The following is a 20,744-nucleotide window of genomic DNA, read 5'->3' on the forward strand; positions in this document are numbered from 1 at the left end:
ATTTGGAACTAAGGCTGCTTAATGAAAAGACACCTAATCTATTACTGTCTACTTGACAGGGGTAAGACCATCCAACAGGAGTCATCTTTTTTAAATTCCATTGATATCTATAATGATTATAATACGTCATATATTTCTTAATCTCTTGTTTCAATTCATTAAAGGACGCGCAAGGTTTTATATGAGCTTCATCTTTCAGATGACCAAAAAACGATTCTTGTGGGGCGTTATCCCAACAGTTTCCTCTTCTTGACATGGATTGTCCAAGATTTAGCTTTTTGACTAGCTTTTGATAGGTAGGGCTTGTGTAGTGGGATCCTTGATCTGAATGAATATAAGCACCTTCAGTCAATCGAATCCGCGGATTCCTTTTTAGTTTATGGAGAGTTGTCGTTACGAGCTCTAATGTCATCTGTTCTGAAACATGGTAAGCTAAAATTTCATTAGTTGAGCCGTCTAAAATTGTAGATAAATAGGCCCTTTGATTCTTACCATAAACTAAATAGGTGATATCTGTAAGAAGTGTTTTCCCTGGGGTATTTTGTTTAAATTCCCGATTTAATTGATTCGGTACTATTCGATGTTCTTTTGTAGCTTTAAGCATTCTTTTATAAGGATTCGCTTTGCGAACCGGACAAATAATCTCGTATTTCTTCATAATTCTACGGATACGCTTTAAATTGTAGACAACTTGAAACTGACCCGCCAATGTCATCTTTATCTGGCGAGCCCCCTTCTTTCTATTTCTAAATCGAAGTGCTTTTAATATGATTTCCTTCAAGATTTCATCCCGATCACTCTTTTGTTTCCGTTGTTCTTGAGATGAAACTGAAAAGTAATTATAGTATCCCGAACGGGATACACCAGCTACTTTACACAAATGACTGGCCATATTCCTTAAGTTGTATTTCATGATGACAGAACGAATTAAGATGAATTTCTGACTAGGTGGTAGTATTATTTCCTTCTCATCCTCCCTTCCATAAGTTTGATTTTTTTTAGCAATTCGTTTTCCGCCTTTAGTAAGTTTCGTTCGGCTTCTAAACGGGCATACTTTTCTTCTAACGTAAGCTCTCTCTCAAGAGTTCTTCCAGCGTTTTCGATACGTGTATCCCTTAAACCCAATACACCATTTTTTCTATAAGCAGCACGCCATCTACTTCCCGATGACATAACTCGTTTCATTCCAATCATATCTATATCAAAACCACATTCTTCAAAAATATTTCGAGGTAGCTTTCCTTTTTCATTTTCATTTTCATCAATAAAAATATGCTTAAATTCCTCTGTATAAGTGATACCTTTCTGACTTACAGATTTTACGTATAGGTTATTTGATAGAATTTGAATTTCTCTTTCTGTAAATAGTTTTTTTGTCATTTTCAACATTCTCCGATCCCGATTTTCCTTTTATTATACAAGAAATACCCTATAGAATAGACTTTTTTCAAGTGTCTATTCTATAGGGTACATTTTAGGTCGCGTCCTCTTTTTTATAAATCTTTCACTCTTAATACACGCATTGCATTTAACACTGCAAGTAGTGTCACACCAACATCTGAGAAAACAGCTTCCCACATTGTTGCAATACCAAAAGCACCAAGTAATAAAACGATCCCTTTTACACCTAGAGCAAAGATGATATTTTGCCACACTATACTTCTTGTACGTTTTGCAATTTTTACAGCTGTCGCAATTTTTGAAGGCTCATCAGTCATAATAACGATGTCTGCCGCTTCAATTGCTGCATCTGATCCTAAACCACCCATCGCAATACCAACGTCTGCACGAGCTAATACTGGTGTATCGTTAATACCGTCACCAACGAAGGCAATTTTTTCTTTTCCGTGCTTCGCTGCATCAATTTTTTCAATCTCTTCTACTTTTTGTTGTGGTAGTAATTCCGCATGAACTTCATCTAAGCCTAATTCTTTACCGACAGCTTCACCAACTGGTTTTGCATCACCAGTTAACATTACTGTCTTTTTAATACCTAGTTCTTTTAACTTTTGAATCGCTTGTTTCGAATCCTCTTTTACCTCATCAGAGATAACAATATAACCTGCATATCTTCCATCTACAGCAACGTGAACTAATGTACCTACTGTTTCTGGTTGCTTAAATTCAATATTTTCTTTTCTCATTAATTTTGCATTACCTGCAAAAATTTCTTTTCCTTGTACTTTTACGACTGTACCGTGACCAGAAATTTCGTTATAATCATCGATTATTTTTTCATCAATTGATTTTCCATATGCCTTTCGAATAGATTGGGCAATTGGATGGTTAGAATATACTTCAGCAAATGCCGCATACTCTAATAACTCTTCACTTGTAGTACCTTCGCTCGGTTCCATTTTTGTAACTTTGAAAACACCTTTTGTTAATGTTCCTGTTTTGTCAAAAACAATATATTTTACATCATTTAAAGCTTCTAAATAGTTACTACCTTTTACTAACACACCACTTTTAGATGCACCGCCAATACCTCCAAAGAATCCAAGAGGAATGGATACAACTAACGCACATGGACAAGAGATTACTAAGAACACTAAAGCTCTATAAATCCACTCAGAGAATGTAGCTCCTTCTAAAATAAGTGGTGGAATAAACGCCATGATCGCCGCTGTAATAACTACAACTGGAGTGTAGTAACGTGCAAACTTCGTAATAAAGTTTTCCGTTGGTGCTTTTTTACTGCTTGCATTTTGAACTAAATCTAAAATTTTCGATACAGTGGATTCACCGAATTCTTTTGTAACTTCAATTGTCAACACACCATTTTGGTTCACAAAGCCACTTAATACATCATTTCCAACTTCTACTTCACGTGGTACAGATTCACCTGTTAATGCTGAAGTATCTACCATTGATGTTCCTTCAATTACTTTTCCGTCTAACGGCACTTTCTCACCTGGCTTAACGATAATATAATCGCCAATTTGTACATCTTCTGGTGATACTTGCTTCGTTTCATTTCCAACCTTTACATTCGCATAATCAGGACGAATATCCATTAATGAAGTAATTGATTTTCGGGAGCGGTTTACCGCAATACTTTGGAATAGTTCTCCTACTTGATAAAATAGCATTACTGCTACAGCTTCAGAATATTGTTGAATTGCAAAAGCTCCTACAGTTGCAATTGCCATTAAGAAGTTTTCATCAAATACTTGGCCACGAGTTATGTTTCTTATCGCTCTCCAAACGATATCTCCACCTATTAATAAATAAGCAAGGACGAATAACGGAATTGTTACCATTTGTGGTAAGCCCGCTAATGCAGCAATTGCTGTCAAAATTCCGCCGACCACTAATCTCCCTACCATCTTTTTCACATTTGCTTCACCATGATCGTGACTATGTCCGTGGTCATGACCGTTCTTCTCTTCACGAACAACTTTCACATCTGGTTCTAACTTTTGAACGACATTTGTTATATTTGCTACAGTCGCTTCTAGTTCTCTTTTATTCGCAACTTCTACTCGTAATTTCTTCGATACGAAATCAACAGTTGCTTCTGAGACAGCTGGCATTTCCTTCACTTTATTTTCAATTTTCATTGCACAGTTCGCGCAATCTAAACCTTCTAATATAAATACTTCTTTAGCAATTTTATTTTTTTGTTCTTCTTGAACTTTAATATGCGGTTCTAATTTTGTAACGAGTTGTTTTGCTTCTGTAACAACTTCGTTTTCTTTATTTTGTGCTGTTTCTAAGATCATTGTCTTTGTTGCGAAGTTTACAGAACAAGAATTTACTCCTTCTATATTCCCAACACCTTTTTCAATTTTCATTGCACAGTTCGCACAATCTAAACCTTCTAACATCAGTTTCTTTTTCACCAATGCTTCAGCCATCGTTCTCCCTCCTCGCGTTCTTTTATTCTTCTTCGTTTACGTGTTCAAACGCTTGCTCGAAGATATGAATTACGTGCTGGTCAGCTAACGAATAATAAACAACCTTTCCTTCTTTACGATTCTTCACAAGTTTCGCTTGCTTTAACACACGAAGCTGATGCGAAATAGATGATTGTGTCATTCCTAATAAATAAGCTAAATCACAAACGCACATTTCAGCTTCAAATAGCGCATGTAATATTCTCGTACGTGTACGGTCACCTAATACTTTAAATAGTTCTGCTACTTTACTTAAACTTTCATCAGTTGGAATTGTTTGTTTTACTTGCTCTACAACTTCTTCATGAATTATCGTTTGAGAACATGTCTCTTGTGGTGTTTCTACTTTATTTCCAGCCATTATAGCTCACCTCTTTAATTGAACATATGAACAATCATTCATATATCTTATACTCTTATTATATGAGCGCCCACTCATATGTGTCAATGAAATCTGAATTTTTTTTATGAACATTCCGTTCACATTTTAATAAGTCGTATACATATTTTCCGCACTCTCTATATTCTCATACAAAAAAGGATGCACAATTCGCACACCCCTTTTTACTTACTTTTCATTTTTCACCGCATCCACAATTAAAGAAACAAATCCTAAATGATTATCCCGATTTCTATGGTCAAAACGTTTCGAACGATAAATAAATCCATCTTTCTCATTCCAATCATTATAGTGAAACTTACCATTCTCATCACAGTATTCTAAGAGCCTTACTTGAAAACCTGCTGATTCAAACATGGACGTGATTGTTTTATAGCTATGAACAATTTTATGACTTGCTGCAGGATGATCTAATGGACCAGGTCCACCTACTTGTACCCCTTGCTGATATTCTTCATCTGGAAAAAATGCATCTGGTACTGCACAACGAATATATCCATTCTCCATTAAAAACTCATAACAAATTTTTGCAGCTTCAATTCCTTCTTCATATGATAAATGCTCCCATACATGTTCTGCCAAAATTACTGATAAAGAATTAGGTTGAAATTTATCAAGCCAAGTTTCTCTCCGTAATAAATTTAATTCTTCTTCATTCGTATGTAACCAACCAGGGTTATTATTATAACCCTCTACTCCAACAACAACTTTTGCTTCTTCCATTTCGATCCCACCCTTTTTTCATATTCCGACAGAAAAATTCGACAAAATAATATACATTCCCTTTATTTCAACAAAAGAAAAAGCCTTGCGCGCTCCCTAGACGCACAAGGCTTACTGTGTTTATATCCCTTTAATTAGCTTGTTCTAAATTATCCTGCGAACTTCCATCGTCTTTTAAATGACTATGTTTTTTCGAATAAACAAAGTATACAACTACTCCGATTGCTAACCAAGCACCGAAGTACATCCATGTTTTTAATGGTAGGTTTACCATTAAGAATAGACAACATGCAATTGAAATAATCGGCAAGATCGGTACAAGTGGTACCATAAATCCACGTTGTAATTTTGGATGTGTTTTACGAAGAATAATAACTGACACACCAACCATCGCAAATGTTAACAACGCTCCAATATTCGCTAAATTCGACAATTCTTTCAAATCGATAAATCCAGCAATTAAAGCACTACCAATTCCTGTTAACCAAACTGTAAATGTTGGTGCTTCTGTCTTTTTATTAATTTTCGCGAAAGATTCTGGCAATAAACCGTCACGGCTCATAGCGAAGAATACACGTGTCGTTGCATAAATGTAAGCAAAAATTACTGCCATAATACCAATTACAGCTCCAATTGCGATTATACCAGCTACTTTATCTTGTCCTACAACTTCTAACACATACGCCATCGCTTCCGGTACATCTAGCTCTTTATATGAAACCATACCCGTCATAACGAGACAAACTACAACATAAATGATTGTACAAATGACTAACGAAGCGATAATACCAATCGGTAGATCACGTTGCGGATTTTTTACTTCTTCAGCAGAAGTTGCTAATGCATCAAATCCTAAGAAAGCAAAGAATACTGCTGCTCCCCCCGCGAAAACTCCACTTAAACCATACGGTGCAAATGGTATCCAGTTTTCTGGTTTCACGTAGAATACACCAACTGCAATGAATAAAACAACGATACCAATTTTAATTAATACCATTATGTTATTCACTCGTTTACTTTCTTTCGTACCTCTTGATAATAACCAAGTTATAACTAATGTAACGATAACTGCTGGTAAATTCACTATACCACCTTGAGACGGAATCGTTAGCAGTGCTTTTGGAATTTCAAGCCCTAATCCACTCACTAAGTTATGGAAGTAACCAGTCCATCCGCCAGCTACTGCGGCAGTCGTTACAACATATACGGATAGTAATGTCCATCCCATTAAATGAGCTACAAACTCACCAATTGTTGCATATGAGTATGTGTACACACTACCTGAAACAGGAAGTGTAGAAGCAACCTCTGCGTAACATAATGCTGCAAATCCACAAACGATGGCTGCAATCATGAATGAAAAAATAACTGCTGGACCAGCATCTCTTGCTGCTACTAATCCAGTTAATACTAGAACTCCTGTACCAATTATCGCACCAATCCCTAGCATTGTTAGGTCAAATGCCCCTAGCGTTTTCGTCAAAGTTTTACTTTTACTTTCCCCTAACAATTGCGTAACGGATTTCTTTTTAAATAGGTTGGCCACGATGTATGCCCCCTTTTGCCAAGAAGAGCTAAGAGATCTTCACTCTTAGCTCTTATCATGTTGTTTTATATATTGTTCGATTTTGTTTTGTATAATGCTTCTATTAGCAAGATACTGTTTCTGCTTCTAATAATTCTTTAGCACCTTTGTACTCTACACCGTGAGCTTCTGCAACTGCTTCGAATGTTACATAGCCATCTAATGTGTTAATACCTTTTAGTAATGCAGTGTTACCTAGGCAAGCTTCTTTGTAGCCTTTGTTAGCAATTTGTACTGCATATGGTACTGTTACGTTTGTTAATGCAAGAGTTGATGTACGTGGAACCGCACCTGGCATGTTTGCAACTGCATAATGAACAACGCCGTGTTTTTCATAAGTTGGGTTATCATGAGTTGTAATACGATCAGTTGTTTCGAAAATACCACCTTGGTCAATCGCGATATCTACAACAACAGAACCTGGTTCCATTGATTTAATCATTTCTTCTGTTACAAGTTTTGGAGCTTTTGCACCTGGGATTAATACTGCACCGATTACAAGATCAGACTCTTTAACAGCTTCTGCAATATTGTAAGGATTAGACATTAAAGTTTTTACTTGGTTTCCGAAAATGTCATCTAATTGACGAAGACGTTCTGCACTTAAGTCGATGATTGTTACATCCGCACCTAGTCCAACTGCAATTTTAGCAGCATTTGTACCAGCTTGTCCACCACCGATGATTGTTACTTTACCACGTTTAACCCCTGGAACACCTGCAAGTAAGATACCTTTACCGCCTTTGTTCTTCTCAAGGAATTGTGCACCAATTTGTGCAGCCATACGACCAGCTACTTCACTCATAGGTGCAAGTAATGGTAATGAACGGTTTTCTAATTGTACTGTTTCATATGCGATAGAAACAACTTTTTTCTCGATTAAAGCTTTTGTTAATTCTGGCTCTGGAGCTAAGTGTAAGTATGTGAATAAGATTAAGCCTTCACTGAAGTGTTTGTATTCGCTTTCAATTGGTTCCTTAACTTTCATAACCATTTCCATGTTCCAAGCTTCTTCAGCTGTATCAACAATTTTTGCTCCCGCTTCAACATACTGAGCGTCTGTGAAACCAGACCCTAAACCTGCACCCTTTTGAATGAATACTTCGTGATTGTTACGAATTAAATGTACAACACCTGCTGGTGTCATTGCCACACGGTTTTCGTTGTTTTTAATTTCTGCTGGTACCCCAATACGCATAATGAAATGCCCCCTTATAATTAACAGAAAAAAGAGATTCTTTTTTCTTTTTGTAATAATTAATAACTTATGTCCTTATTCTAGCATAACTTAAAAGTTATGAAAACGCTAACATAACATTTTCCTAAAGTTTTTATATTTAGAATAGTGTAAATATATAAAACATTGATTCTATTAGGGGTTTCGTGTCATTTCATTATCTTTCACTCTATTTTTATTATACTGCTTCAAAATAAACAGCAATCATTTATTATTTGACAATAATGTAACAATGTAAGAAACCTAAGCGATAACGTATACATATACAGTTATTACTTTACTCAATACTTTAGAGATATATTCTTTTCACAAAAAAACAGCTGCTAGCATTTAGCCAGCAGCTGGGTAACTTATAAATAACTTAGAAAATAAATCATCTGTCGTTTCAGTAATTTTATCAAACAGATCACTTTCTTCCGCTTCTTGCTCTTTTAACATCTTAATTGTTTCACGTGCATCTTCAGGGTAATCGGTTATGATACCATCTACGTTCAACTTATAATATGCCTTTAAATTTTCCATATCATTTACTGTCCATACGTAAATTGGTTTGTTTAACTTCCTTGCTTCTTTTACTAATTTCTTATTTAACATATATTCTTCTGCTACGTAAAAGTCAGCCTTCACATTCTTTAAGTTAGCTCTACTTGCATACAATATATACCCTACTTTTATATCTGGATTTGCACGCTTAAACTCTTTAATAAGTGGATAGTGTAACGTTTGAATTACACATTGCTTCTCAAATTCATTATCTTTAATCGTTTTTAAGACTTTGTTTACAAAATCTTTTTCGCCCCCATGAAGCTTCACTTCTATATTAAGTTTGATTTTGCCATTTGCTAGCTTAATGATTTCATCAAGTGTACTTATTTGTCCTGAAAGTCCATCTTGACTAAGGGTAAGTTGCCTTAACTCCGCCATCGTTAAATCTGACACATGCACATTGGCATTTGCGAGACGTTTCAGCTTCAAATCATGTATAACCGCTAGTTCACCGTCTTTCGTTTGTAATACATCTATTTCAGCGTAGTCTGCTTTTGCATCAATAGCACCTTGCACAGCTTCTTTCGTATTTTCTACGCCTTTTGATATATACCCGCGGTGCGCCATAATAATCGGTTCTTTATACGAATTTGAAATAAACGTTACAATGAAGGCAACGACCATTCCGGCAGTAATAATTCCTACAATGTATACGCCAATGAATTTCCAACGATGTTTTTGAAAAAAACATTTATCTGCTTTCGTTTTCGAATAATCTAATCCTTCTTCTAATAAAACATCCTCAACCGGTACCTTTTGTAAGTATAATCGCGTAATCGCCATAATATAAAATGGCGTCACGATAAAGCTGAATAAATACAATGTGCTCGTTAAAAATACAGAAATCGTTGATTCAGCTAATAATGCAAATGTTCCTTTCGGGTTTGTAAATTCATAAACACCCCATAGGCACAATAAATATATTCCCAAAAACACGACATATACAATTCCAATTGAAATAAAAAACCCTACTAAAAAGAATAGTACTTTAAAAAAGCTTTCATTTACTAAAGTTGCACTTTTACGTGCTGCCACGCGAAATGGTTTTTGCTCTAAAACAACAATAGGTAGAACGAAAATCCATCGAAGATTCAAATACGCGACTACAGCAAAGAACGTGTAATAACCAACTTGTCCCATCGTTGTCTTAAACAGTTCTCCTGTAATAAAGTTAGGAATTTGAATTTGCGGGATTAATGCCGTTTCATATCCCATATTTAAAAGAGGCAACAATACGACAGCATATAAAATAAATCCTGGTAAGCAATATGTAAAAAGAGTAGGTAAATACGTTACCGTTTTATATAAAATCGGACGTAATTTCACCTTCTGTCTTTTATGAGCGAAATACGAAATAATAATAAGCACCGCAAATTCTGTAAAGATAAGAAACAGTGCTAACAATGATAAAATTACGATTGCTAAGATCCCATAAGGCGTCTTTAAAAACGCTAATAATTCATCATTTGTCGCATTTGCATAACCACCAAAATACAATAACTTATTAAAAATGATTCCAAATAGTGGAACAAACACAATCGCTGCTAATAATTTATAAGCAAGTTGAAAAGTTAATACATTCCAAAAAGCAAATTTAACTGTTTGAAAGGAATGTCCTATTACTCCTGGTATAGATAGTTTTTTACGGTGTTGCATATATTCCTCCACATTCTAAAACGATATTTGAGATGGATTCCATATTTCCAGTTCTAATCCATCTTTTTAATAATAATATATTCCGCTTAACATGAACACTCTTATACATATAATGAAAAAAGTGATGGCTACTTCCCATCACTTTTTCATTTATTCTATTTTTTCTCTAGCCCTTGTCCAAATGCTTTCAAGAAGCTAAAACCGAATGTAATAGCTCTATTGATATCTGGATCTTTTAATACTTTAAAGAAATCCATCACTTTTGTTTTTTTACCACTATTTAATTCATCTGTTGCAAATTGCAATCCTGTAACTAAACTGGACGTAATTTGCTTCGTTATTTCTGGGTCAACTGAAGATAACGCTTCTCCTGCCCCCATCATATTGTTGAGTGCATTTTTAACTGGTTCACGATTTAATTGCTCCACAGCGATTTTTGAAACATCTTCCTTCGCAGCAAGTAAACTAATCGCTGCATCTAATATACCAGCCTTCTGCAACTGTGCTAAAAGCTGCATCGTTTCTTCTACTGCTTCACGATTATTAGATAGCTCATTTAGAAGTTCATCTGCTAATTGCTGTTTCTGTTCTTCCTCTGTTACAACTTTCTTTTTAATTATAGTAATTTCTTTCGCCACTATCTCCGCCCCCTAGTCCACAAGTGATACGTATTGTTTTCTTTGCCATTTTTGCTCGATTTCAACACCGTTTTGCGGATTACGCTTTTTATCTCTCGGGTTTGAAGATGGTAACGGACGATTCCCTTTTTCACGTAATACACGCATCTTTACCATCGTTTGTTTATACGCTGGTGTACACGTATAAAGATCTGTCGCCGTTCCAGTTAAAATATTGATTGCCTCTTCATTTACCGTTGCATGCATCGGTAAATATAGCTCTTTCCCCGTTACACGATCTGTAACAAGTGCCTGTACTTTAATTTTCCCAAATGGTGATGCTAATTCTACAAGGCCACCATCTTTCACATTGCGCTCTAGGGCAAGTTCAGGCGAGATTTCAACGAACACTTCAGATACTTTAGATAAAATACCAGCCGATTTATTCGTCATATTCCCTTCGTGGAAATGTTCTAACATACGTCCATTATTTAAAAGTAAATCATACTCATCTGGCGCTACAACTGGTGGTACCCATTCATCTAATGATAGACGAGCTAGTTTATCCGGGAAGTTAAATCCATGCACATATAATAGCGGTGTATCGCTACCATCATGGCTACCCCAACATAAACTATTCCATCCTTCTAAACGATCGTATGTTGCCTGAGAATATAAAGGTGCAAGCGATGCAATTTCATCCATGATTTCACTTGGACTTTCATAATTCCAGTCCCCGCCAAGTGCACGAGCTACTTTTTGTAAAATCCACCAGTCTGGCTTTGAATCACCAAGCGGCTTCAATACTTCATATAATCTTTGAATACGGCGCTCTGTATTCGTAAATGTTCCCTCTTTTTCTAAGCTTGGTGCTGCCGGTAAAATAACATCAGCAAAACGAGCTGTTTTCGATAAGAACATATCTTGAACAACAAGGAAATCTAAATTCGCTAAAATATGTTGTACATGGTTGGCATTCGAATCTACTAAAGCCATTTCTTCACCCATAACATACATACCACGCAGTTTTCCTTCATCTGCCGCAAGTAACATTGCAATATTATTTAAACCTGGTGCTTTCGGAATTGTAGTACCGTATGCTTTTTCAAATTTCGCACGGAGCGCATCATCTGAAACCGCTTGGTAACCTGGAAGCCAGTTTGGTAATGTTGCCATATCACAAGCGCCTTGTACGTTATTATGTCCGCGTAATGGATATGCTCCTGCACCAGGACGACGATAGTTACCCGTAACAAGCAATAGATTTGAAATTGCTGCTGAAGTTGTACTTCCTCCAGTATTTTGAGTTACACCCATTCCCCAAAGTACACAAGTACCATCTGCTTCATATACCATACGAGCCATTTCTTTCAGATTTTCTTTCGAAATCCCCGTAATTTCTTCTGTATAATCAAGCGTATACTTTTCTACCATTTTGCTATATTCATCAAAATTCTTCACATTTTCAGCTATGAACTTTTTATCGTGCCAATCTTGATCAATAATATATTTCGTAATACCAGCGAGCCATACGTAATCAGTTCCTTGGCGCGGATGAATGAATAAATCCGCACGCTCTGCCATTTCATGTTTACGAAGGTCTGCCACAATTAATTTTTGGTCATGTAATTTATGAGCACGTTTTACACGCGTTGCAAGTACAGGATGTCCTTCTGTTGGATTTGCTCCAACGATAATGACAAGGCCTGCTTCCGCAATATCTTTCACTGTTCCAGCGTCCCCGCCCATACCGACAGTTTTAAATAAACCGTCTGTTGCTGGAGATTGACAATAACGGGAACAATTGTCTACATTATTCGTTCCATATATTTGACGGGCTAGTTTTTGCATAAGATAATTTTCTTCATTCGTTACTTTCGAAGAAGAAATAAATCCAAATGCATCACTTCCATATTCTGATTTAATATGCTGCATATTGGATGCAACAACTTCCAGAGCCTCTTCCCATGAAGCTTCAACAAACGTATCTCCTTGGCGAATTAATGGCTTTGTAATACGATCTTCACTGTTTACAAAATCCCATCCAAATTTGCCTTTTACACATGTGGAAATACCGTTAACCGGCGCATCTGAAACAGGCTGCACTTTCAAAATGTGGCGGTCTTTCGTCCATACTTCAAATGAACAACCTACACCACAAAATGTACAAACTGTTTTTGTTTTATTCACTTTCGTCTTACGCATCGCAGCCTCTACTTCTGAAACTGCTAAAATACTACTATATCCCGGCTCTACATCCTTTACAAAATCAATCATCGGATCTAACACATCCGGTTTCAATCCTGTCATGAATCCAGCTTCACCCAGCATTGTTTTTTCCATTAACGCATTACATGGACATACTGTTACACACTGCCCACAACTTACACAAGATGAGTCATTTATACTTACACCATTGTCCCATATAACACGTGGACGGTCTAAGCTCCAATCAATCGATATAGTTTCATTCACTTGTAAGTTTTGACATACTTCTACACACTGCCCACAAGCAATACATTGATTTGGATCATATCGATAAAATGGATGTGACATATCCACTTCACACGCACTTACTTTTGGCTCATACGGATATTTCTGTTCCTCAATTCCCATCATATGTACTGTATTATGGACTTTACAGTTACCATTATTGTTATCACAAACGGTACAATACAATAGATGATTTTCTAATATTCGATCCATTGCCTCAGTCTGTGCCTCTTTTGCACGCTGGGACTGTCTTTCGATATGCATACCGTTCTCTAATTTCGTTGAACAAGCACGCAATAACTTTCCATTTACTTCTACAATACACGTATCACAAGTTTGAATTGGATCTACTTCTGGTACATGACAAATTTGAGGATGTTCCAAATTACTCTCGTTAAATAATTGTAGTATCGTCTTTTCACCTGATGCAGAAAATTCTTTACCATCGACGGTTACACGGACTGTCTGTTCTGCCATAGTTTCCCCTCTCCTTACAACCAACTGTACAATACAACTATGAATCCGTTTTCAAAATCGCATTACTGTACATATTTTTGAAACGCTCTACCCAAATACTTTCTTATGAAGTCGATTCTAGATGTTATAAGGTATAACTACGAAAGCTTGAAAATATCACTATTCTACAGTTCTATTATATCGTACATATACAATAATAACCAAAATAATCTGTGATCTTCTTTTTAATAGGTGTTTTTATTTTTTCCATTGTTTTATGATAAATGTGGGAGAGAAATACATATAAAAGGGGAATTAAATATGGGGCCTACGCAAGAGACTTATACAATTGTACGTTATCAATCTGGTACATTTTCAAAACAACTTGATGAGATTGTTACAGAATCTCCTATTACTATTAAATTGAATGGTGAAGAATATGTAACAGTCGTATGCACACCAAATTATATTGAAGATATGGTAATTGGTTTTTTAATTGCTGAGGGGATTATTTCTTCCTATAAAGATGTTGAAGAACTATGGGTTCAAAAAGATAACGGAATTGTCCATGTAAAATCATCAAAAGTGAATCCGCTCTAACAAACTTTATATAATAAACGATACATCACTTCTTGCTGCGGAAAAGGTAGACAAGGTTTTATTTTCGTAAACGACGCAGCAAAAGCAAAAGACTTACATGATATACATGTAAAAATTACTCCTGAAGAATGCTTTCATTTAATGAATACCTTGCAACAATCTTCTACTACATTTCGCCAAACTGGCGGTGTTCACAATACCGCGCTATGTGATCGAAACAATATCCTCCTATCAAGAATGGATATTGGAAGACATAATGCATTAGATAAAATATATGGTCATTGTTTGCGTAACGATATATCCATTAAAGGAAAAATCATCGCATTTAGCGGACGTATTTCATCCGAAATTTTACTCAAAGTTTCAAAAATCGGATGTGAAATTGTTCTATCTAAATCCGCTCCAACAAAACTGGCATTGCAACTTGCCCATGATTTAGGCATTACAGTCGTAGGGTTTATTAGAAATGAATCTTGTAATATTTACACACATCCAAAACGAATTGATGGCTATCAATCCAATGTTTAAAAAATAACTCCTCAATCGAGGAGTTATTTTAGTTATAAAAATGTAACATATTAAACACTTGAATAGTTAACAAAGTTAATATATAATTTCATTACATAATTAAAACAAAACATTGTAGCATATATCTTTTCATTCTTTTACAAATTAAAAGAGAATACTAACAAAACATATACTCAATCTTATAAAAGTAATGGATTTATTTGAAATCCACCAGGGAGGTTACAACTATGGAAATTCGCTTATTAACAACAGAGGACGCAGAAATATATTTAAAAGTTTGTATGGAAGGTTTAACGAAGAATCCGGAAGCTTTTAGCTCTTCTTATGAAGATGTTCTTAAACATGAAAATCCTGTGGCTGCTATGGCTAAACGATTAAGCAATCCGGATAAGTATACTCTAGGTGTCTTCAAAGATAATGATTTAATTGGTATCGCTACTTTAGAAACAAAACCATTTATTAAACAAGAACATAAAGCAAAAATTGGCTCCGTTTTTGTTTCTCCAAAAGCACGTGGTCTCGGAGCAGGACGAGCTCTAATTAAAGCAATTATTGAAAATGCCGATAAATTACATGTAGAACAACTTATGCTCGATGTTGTAGTTGGTAACGATGCAGCAAAAAAATTATATGAGTCATTAGGTTTCCAAACTTACGGCGTACAAGAGCGTTCATTAAAACATAACGGTCAATATTGGGACGAGGAACATATGGTTCTGTTCTTAAATGATTAATACTTCAATATAAAGTGAAACTTTACTCAGTGGGTGATTTTTCCATCCTCCACTGAGTATTAGCTGAATCAATCGGGCTTTTACGGGCAGTTATCGCCCACCTAATTCCCTCGCATTCGCTGAATTTTAAGATGGGAGTTACTGCCCACAAATAGCGGGGTAGTTTTCCAAAAACATCTTTCTTAATAAGAAAGATGTTTTTTTGCATTACAACAATGTAATCTTCATGTCACCTTTATCGATCGTACCAATCCTTACCATTCATTATACTAAAAATATAAAGTAAAACTTTACTCAGTGGGGAACTACATCCCACGCTGATCGCATGTACTTGATATGTAGAGGAGAATGTGACATGAAACAAAACAAACGAGCTATGCTTTTAATATTTACTACAGCGATTATAACTTCTGGGTTAGCAATTTTACCTTGGTTTATCATATAGGAATACTCCCCTAACAATGAAAAAAGCTGATTGCTTCTTAAGAAGCAATCAGCTTTTTTATTTTATAAAATCCCTAAAATTTTATTTACACAACTTATAATAATAACCATAGATACGGCAACACACATGACAACCGTATTACGATCTTGCTTTTCTTTTTTTGAAATTTCTTCTTTTGGATTCATGTGTATGATCTCCTTTAAAAAAAGTGTGAGATAGGAAATTTTTCTTATCCGATGCGAGGTGAATACGAAAACCCTCTCTATCTCACATACACAATAGAATGGAATTGTCATTTTATAAATAAAATGACATGACGTTATGTCGCAACATAGGGTATTTTGTGTCGCTACGTTTTTTATTATAAAAAATAGTTGTGCAAAACTAGTGCATTTTTTATGTCAATTACTCCGAGCGAAAAAATCATCCCTCCATTCAATCACATAAAAAGAGTTTTTTATTATTTTCATGTAAACTATACAAGTAGAATGAACAGTTTGGGGTGCACAAGATTATGGTAAAAATTTTATTAGTAGACGATGAAGAACGTATGTTACGATTATTAGATCTATTCTTAAGCCCTCGCGGCTATTTTTGTATGAAAGCTACCTCTGGCCTTGAAGCACTAAAATTAATCGAACAAAAAGAATTCGATATTATTTTATTAGATGTTATGATGCCGAATATGGATGGATGGGATACTTGCTATCAAATTCGTCAAATTTCTAACGTTCCTATCATTATGTTAACAGCTCGCAACCAAAACTACGATATGGTGAAAGGCCTCACGATGGGCGCAGATGATTATATTACAAAACCATTTGATGAGCATGTATTAGTCGCACGAATCGAGGCTATATTACGCCGTACAAAAAAAGATGGCTTTGTTAGTTTCAATGGTATTGAGTGGGATAAAACGAAACATACCGTCACAGTGTACGATGAAAAAATCTCGCTAACTCCTATCGAATTTTCGTTACTCGGACTATTTTTGCAAAATACAAACCGTGCTTATAGCCGAGATGATTTAATCGAAAAAATTTGGGGCTATGAAACAGATATCGAATATAGAACAATTGATTCACACATTCGTAATATCCGTGATAAACTACGCAAAAAAGGATTTCCGATTGAAGATTACCTAGAAACGGTCTATAAAGTCGGATATAAATGGAAAAGTGAATAATTACTTCGGTCAGTGGGAAATCGTATACCACTGACTCTTTATTATGAATAAGGTATGGTGAGAAAATGAGTAAACTTTCCCTTAAAATTGGGACATACTTTTTAATATTAGCTTTATGTATTGAAACAATTGCTTTCGTATCTTTTTATAAAAGCCTTTCAACAATGCGTGTGAAAGAAGAAACCGATGCTCTATTAGAGAAAGGTAATCGGTATCGTGATAAGATTGTAAACCGTGCAAGATGGAATGATCATTCTAAACAACAGCAATACACAGAACGTCCTAAACACCCTCGGTATCAGGATTTCACTATCGAGCATGCGGCTGAAGATTTAATCGGTTCCGAATTAATTGCTAATACTGATATCACAATCATTATAACTGACAATAACGGCAAAATTATTTCTAACTCAGAACCCATAACGAAAGAAATGCAAAAACAACTTATTTGTAAAACAAAATCTATTCCAAAAAGTGGGTTAATTGTAGAAAGAAACTGGAAAAAATCAAAATTCATCTCAACAGTAAGTCCACTTGAAATTCAAGGATTTCAAGGTAATTTACATATGTTATTAAAAACATCTTTCTTAGAAAAGATGTTACTTAAACTCCTGCATCAATTTCTTATCATTAGTATTTTGACGATTATTTTAACAACTATTTCTGTCTTTGTTTTTTCTAAATTTATTACAGATCCTCTTATAAAAATGAAGAGAGCGACAGAAAAAATGTCAAAATTAAACAAGCCAATTCAATTAGGTATTAAACGAAATGATGAACTCGGAAGTTTAGCAAAAACAATTGAAGATTTATCGAGTGAGCTTACGTATATGAAAAAAGAGCGCAATGAATTTCTCGCTAGTGTCGCTCATGAACTATTAACTCCATTGACCTATATGAAAGGTTATGCAAAGGTAGCAAAGAGAGACTCTTTAACAAAAGCGGAGCGAGAAGAATACTTACAAATCATTGAGGATGAAACGGATAGTGTAACCGATCTCGTCCAAGATTTATTTATGCTTGTACAATTAGAACAACACCAATTTGTTATAAAAAAACAAAAAGTGCTTCTTCAGCCATTTTTAGAACGAATGGTTGAAAAGACAAAAACAACATTAACGAATAAGCAAATGCAACTTCATGTATATTGCAAAGATGATTTAGAAGTTTGTATAGACGAAAGACGTATGGAACAAGTTATGTTAAATTTATTACACAACGCTTATCAACATTCGCCAGAAAACACATCCATTACGATACGTGTACTCATGGAAACAGATTCTTTTACAATAAGTGTACAAGATGAAGGTGAAGGTATTCCTGAAGAAGATATCCCGCATATTTTTGACCGTTTTTATCGTGTTGATAAATCCAGAACACGAGCTACAGGCGGAAAAGGCATCGGGCTAGCTGTTGCAAAGGAAATTGTAGAATTGCATAACGGTTCTATTATAGTAACAAGCCAATTAGGAGCGGGAACAAACTTTATAATCGAGCTACCTTTTGAATAATATGCGTGTGAAAACACCAGTAGTAGTAAACACTACTGGTGTTATTTTGTTCATAAAAACAGCTCATATAAGCTAAGCTTTTGAAATTATTCTTATTTCAATATAAAATAAAGGTACATTTGCAAAGATTTGGAGGGTGATATAATTGGATATCCATGTATTAACAAAAGACGAAGCAGAAATTTACTTAGAACTTCGCGTAGAAGGATTAAAGCAAAACCCTGAAGCATTCAGCTCTTCTTATGAAGATATTATTAATAAAGAGTGTGCGATTGAATATAAAGCACAAAAATTAGCACAAGATGAAAACTATACGCTAGGTGCATTTAAAGATGGAAAATTAATCGGGGTTGCAACACTGGAAACGAAACCATATGTAAAACAAGAACATAAAGCTAAAATCGGTTCTGTATATGTATCTCCAAAAGCACGCGGACTTGGAGCAGGAAAAGCACTTATTAAAGAATGTCTTGAGCTTGCTAAATCTTTAGAAGTAGAACAAGTTATGCTTGATGTTGTTGTTGGCAACGATGGAGCGAAAAAACTTTATGAATCATTAGGTTTTAAAACATTCGGTGTACAAGAACGTTCATTAAAATATAACGGACAATATTGGGACGAAGAGCATATGGTCTTATTCTTAGATGAAAATAAATAATAAAAAACATCCTCATGTTTGGAGGATGTTTTTTACTTTCTTGTAAACCATGCCGTGTGTAATAATTGAATCGCTTTCGCAATCTCTTCCTCTGATAATATCACAAACCCAAGTAAAACTACACTCTCAGGCGCCATACCGTCTTTATAGTACGTAGACACAGGATATATTTTAATACTATATTTCGCAGCTTCTTGAATTAATTCTTCTTCCCGCATTCCATTATGCACTTTTAATAAAATGTGTAATCCCGAATCTTCTCCTATCACTTCAACACGATTAGAGAAATACTTCTCTATTTCAAAAACAAGTCTATCTCTCTTCTTTCGGTAGACAACACGCATTTTATGAATATGTTTTTCCCAATATCCTTCATTTAAAAATCTTCTAATCACTTCTTGATCTATTCTTGAAACACTTTGTGTATAAAATAAATATTGCTGTTGATACTTTTTAATTAATTTCTTCGGCAACACCATATAGCTCATCCGTAGCGATGGCAATAATGCTTTAGATAGCGTCCCCATATAAATAACTTTCCCCTCTGTATCTAACCCTTGCAGCGCCGGTATAGGCTTTCCAGAATAACGAAATTCACTATCGTAATCATCTTCAATAATATACCTGCTCTCTTCTTTCTTTGCCCATTGTAAAAGCTGCATCCTTCTCGTAATAGGCATAATCATTCCATATGGAAACTGATGGGAAGGTGTAACAAATACAACATTCGCATTGCTATTTTCTAAATCTGCAATACAAATTCCATCTCTATCTAAAGATAACATTTGGACTCTTGCTTCTCCCTGTTCAAAAACAACCATCTTTCTATGATACCCTGGGTTTTCAACTGCATAATTGCTTCCCTTTAACAATTGAAACAATAGTTTCACTAATATTTGTGTTCCCGCTCCTAATACAATTTGACTAGCTGAACAACGCACACCCCTAGATTCATACAAATAATTCGTAATCTCTTCTCTTAAGCTTGCTTCCCCTTGAGGGTGTCCTAGAAAGAGAAGTTCGTTATTATGCGGCTGCCATACTTCATTTACAATTTTCCGATACATGTTAAATGGAAAAGCATTTGTATCAATTCCTGTTTGTGTAAAGTCAAATTTATAACGCTTCTCCTGAAACGGGACTTCTTCTATCCTCTCTTCGCTATCCTCTACATGAACCATTTGCTCAATCTTGCATACAAAATAACCTTTTCTCGATATCGATTCAATATAACCTTCTGCAAGTAATTGTTCGTAGGCTGCCTCTACTGTATTTTTACTTACTTGTAAATGTATCGCTAACTTTCGCTTAGCCGGTAATTTCGTAAAAGGGACAATCGATCCATCTTTAATCTCTTTTTTTATATACTCATACAATTGCACATACAATGCCTTTTTACTATTCACATTTAAATTAGGCGTTAATTCTAACATAATATCTGACCCCTTAATAAAACTAAAATCTGATACT

General features: G+C 35.2%; 15 protein-coding genes and 1 pseudogene. 5 read left to right on the forward strand and 11 right to left on the reverse strand.

Translation table 11 applies throughout. The annotated features are described in order from the left end of the window. The 9 genes from QO049_RS23470 to fdhF form a co-directional block, all read right to left on the reverse strand. Positions 1-1,389, reverse strand: a protein-coding gene (locus QO049_RS23470) for an IS3 family transposase (RefSeq protein WP_481748637.1) whose coding sequence is annotated in 2 segments (ribosomal slippage) — positions 1-1,002 and positions 1,002-1,389 — 1,390 coding nt annotated over the 2 segments. Because the reading frame shifts where the segments join, the coding sequence is not laid out codon by codon here. This gene is flagged as partial in the annotation. Positions 1,390-1,493: 104 nt separating this feature from the next. Continuing rightward, positions 1,494-3,860 carry a heavy metal translocating P-type ATPase gene (locus QO049_RS23475; protein ID WP_000796560.1) on the reverse strand — a complete coding sequence of 789 codons (2,367 nt, stop codon included), beginning with the start codon at positions 3,858-3,860 and terminating at the stop codon, positions 1,494-1,496. A 22-nt stretch (positions 3,861-3,882) separates the two neighbouring features. After that, positions 3,883-4,260: an ArsR/SmtB family transcription factor gene (locus QO049_RS23480; RefSeq protein WP_000918378.1), complete on the reverse strand. Its 378-nt coding sequence runs from the start codon at positions 4,258-4,260 to the stop codon at positions 3,883-3,885. A 207-nt stretch (positions 4,261-4,467) separates the two neighbouring features. Continuing rightward, positions 4,468-5,022, reverse strand: coding sequence for a class I SAM-dependent methyltransferase (locus QO049_RS23485; protein WP_284489531.1), 555 nt, complete (start codon positions 5,020-5,022; stop codon positions 4,468-4,470). 130 nt (positions 5,023-5,152) lie between these two features. After that, positions 5,153-6,568, reverse strand: a complete 1,416-nt coding sequence (locus QO049_RS23490) for an amino acid permease (RefSeq protein ID WP_001284887.1) — start codon at positions 6,566-6,568, stop codon at positions 5,153-5,155. Between the two features lie 103 nt (positions 6,569-6,671). Further along, entirely contained in the window at positions 6,672-7,805 is a 1,134-nt protein-coding gene (gene ald / locus QO049_RS23495; protein ID WP_001219744.1) for an alanine dehydrogenase, read from the reverse strand. 369 nt (positions 7,806-8,174) lie between these two features. Beyond that, positions 8,175-10,046: a glycerophosphoryl diester phosphodiesterase membrane domain-containing protein gene (locus QO049_RS23500; RefSeq protein ID WP_098023259.1), complete on the reverse strand. Its 1,872-nt coding sequence runs from the start codon at positions 10,044-10,046 to the stop codon at positions 8,175-8,177. A 155-nt stretch (positions 10,047-10,201) separates the two neighbouring features. Continuing rightward, entirely contained in the window at positions 10,202-10,684 is a 483-nt protein-coding gene (locus QO049_RS23505; RefSeq protein ID WP_001040507.1) for a helical membrane plugin domain-containing protein, read from the reverse strand. 12 nt (positions 10,685-10,696) lie between these two features. Beyond that, positions 10,697-13,633: a formate dehydrogenase subunit alpha gene (fdhF, locus tag QO049_RS23510; protein WP_000840676.1), complete on the reverse strand. Its 2,937-nt coding sequence runs from the start codon at positions 13,631-13,633 to the stop codon at positions 10,697-10,699. Positions 13,634-13,933: 300 nt separating this feature from the next. Here fdhF and fdhD point away from each other — a divergent pair. After that, positions 13,934-14,740: pseudogene (fdhD, locus tag QO049_RS23515) on the forward strand (formate dehydrogenase accessory sulfurtransferase FdhD). Between the two features lie 227 nt (positions 14,741-14,967). Beyond that, positions 14,968-15,474 carry a GNAT family N-acetyltransferase gene (locus QO049_RS23520; RefSeq protein ID WP_000405883.1) on the forward strand — a complete coding sequence of 169 codons (507 nt, stop codon included), beginning with the start codon at positions 14,968-14,970 and terminating at the stop codon, positions 15,472-15,474. 507 nt (positions 15,475-15,981) lie between these two features. On the opposite strand, the gene QO049_RS23525 is transcribed toward QO049_RS23520, so the two are convergent. Further along, positions 15,982-16,104: a hypothetical protein gene (locus tag QO049_RS23525; RefSeq protein WP_001068392.1), complete on the reverse strand. Its 123-nt coding sequence runs from the start codon at positions 16,102-16,104 to the stop codon at positions 15,982-15,984. A gap of 329 nt (positions 16,105-16,433) precedes the next feature. On the opposite strand from QO049_RS23525, the gene QO049_RS23530 reads away from it, so the two are divergent. The 3 genes from QO049_RS23530 to QO049_RS23540 all read left to right on the forward strand — a co-directional run bounded on the left by QO049_RS23530 (position 16,434) and on the right by QO049_RS23540 (position 19,274). Then, on the forward strand, positions 16,434-17,105 hold the full coding sequence (locus QO049_RS23530) for a response regulator transcription factor (RefSeq protein ID WP_000238956.1): 672 nt from the start codon (positions 16,434-16,436) through the stop codon (positions 17,103-17,105). A 65-nt stretch (positions 17,106-17,170) separates the two neighbouring features. Beyond that, a complete protein-coding gene (locus QO049_RS23535) occupies positions 17,171-18,616 on the forward strand; it encodes a HAMP domain-containing sensor histidine kinase (RefSeq protein WP_284489532.1) in 1,446 nt (481 codons plus the stop codon). Positions 18,617-18,761: 145 nt separating this feature from the next. Continuing rightward, on the forward strand, positions 18,762-19,274 hold the full coding sequence (locus QO049_RS23540) for a GNAT family N-acetyltransferase (protein ID WP_000351212.1): 513 nt from the start codon (positions 18,762-18,764) through the stop codon (positions 19,272-19,274). A gap of 32 nt (positions 19,275-19,306) precedes the next feature. Here the strand turns inward: QO049_RS23540 and pdxR are convergent, their stop codons facing one another. Continuing rightward, entirely contained in the window at positions 19,307-20,707 is a 1,401-nt protein-coding gene (pdxR, locus tag QO049_RS23545; protein ID WP_284489533.1) for a MocR-like pyridoxine biosynthesis transcription factor PdxR, read from the reverse strand. Positions 20,708-20,744 lie beyond the last annotated feature (37 nt).

Origin of the sequence: Bacillus sp. RB3, from assembly GCF_030164735.1 — a bacterium.
Classification (GTDB): Bacteria; Bacillota; Bacilli; order Bacillales; family Bacillaceae_G; genus Bacillus_A; species Bacillus_A cereus.

Coding starts and splice junctions, on each gene's coding strand:
- QO049_RS23475 (WP_000796560.1), bottom strand. CDS start 3,860: ATGGCTGAAGCATTGGTGAAAAAGAAACTGATGTTAGAAGGTTTAGAT.
- QO049_RS23480 (WP_000918378.1), bottom strand. CDS start 4,260: ATGGCTGGAAATAAAGTAGAAACACCACAAGAGACATGTTCTCAAACG.
- QO049_RS23485 (WP_284489531.1), bottom strand. CDS start 5,022: ATGGAAGAAGCAAAAGTTGTTGTTGGAGTAGAGGGTTATAATAATAAC.
- ald (WP_001219744.1), bottom strand. CDS start 7,805: ATGCGTATTGGGGTACCAGCAGAAATTAAAAACAACGAAAACCGTGTG.
- QO049_RS23500 (WP_098023259.1), bottom strand. CDS start 10,046: ATGCAACACCGTAAAAAACTATCTATACCAGGAGTAATAGGACATTCC.
- fdhF (WP_000840676.1), bottom strand. CDS start 13,633: ATGGCAGAACAGACAGTCCGTGTAACCGTCGATGGTAAAGAATTTTCT.
- QO049_RS23520 (WP_000405883.1), top strand. CDS start 14,968: ATGGAAATTCGCTTATTAACAACAGAGGACGCAGAAATATATTTAAAA.
- QO049_RS23525 (WP_001068392.1), bottom strand. CDS start 16,104: ATGAATCCAAAAGAAGAAATTTCAAAAAAAGAAAAGCAAGATCGTAAT.
- QO049_RS23530 (WP_000238956.1), top strand. CDS start 16,434: ATGGTAAAAATTTTATTAGTAGACGATGAAGAACGTATGTTACGATTA.
- QO049_RS23535 (WP_284489532.1), top strand. CDS start 17,171: ATGAGTAAACTTTCCCTTAAAATTGGGACATACTTTTTAATATTAGCT.
- pdxR (WP_284489533.1), bottom strand. CDS start 20,707: ATGTTAGAATTAACGCCTAATTTAAATGTGAATAGTAAAAAGGCATTG.